1 protein-coding gene is annotated in these 393 nt (G+C 31.8%); it reads right to left on the bottom strand.

Annotation, left to right across the window (positions count from 1 at the left end; translation table 11 throughout):
- On the bottom strand, positions 1 to 393 hold a 393-nt coding region (locus ETC00_RS20245), incomplete at both ends, for a hypothetical protein (RefSeq protein ID WP_171567794.1).

A 393-nucleotide genomic window follows, 5' to 3' on the forward strand; every position in this document is an offset into this window, starting at 1 on the left:
TTTCCTGAAGAAGAGAAAGTTCCTCTAGAAATACTACTCATGTTAATATTAAACAAATTCCATCTACCGCTACTACCGAAAAGAGCAATATTGTTATTAGAAAGTTTTATTGCTTTATAAATTGGTTCACTAGAACCATGATCCCATGTTCCTGAGTTAATTAGAGTCATATCGTAATTATATAAAGCCCATCTTCCCCAAGTTCCAACTAATAACAATTTATCTCCTAAATCAATAATATCTCTAATATCTACACCAGCAAAATTCCACATTCCATTATTTAAATAATCCATGTCTGAATCATAGAGTTCCCAACGTCCACTAAATCCAGCTACTAAAATAGTACCATTTGTTAACTGACAACACGCGTAAATAGTATAATTTCCACTCATT

Source organism: Brevibacillus sp. MCWH (genome assembly GCF_013096935.1).
GTDB classification, from domain to species: Bacteria; Bacillota; Bacilli; order Brevibacillales; family Brevibacillaceae; genus Brevibacillus; species Brevibacillus aydinogluensis.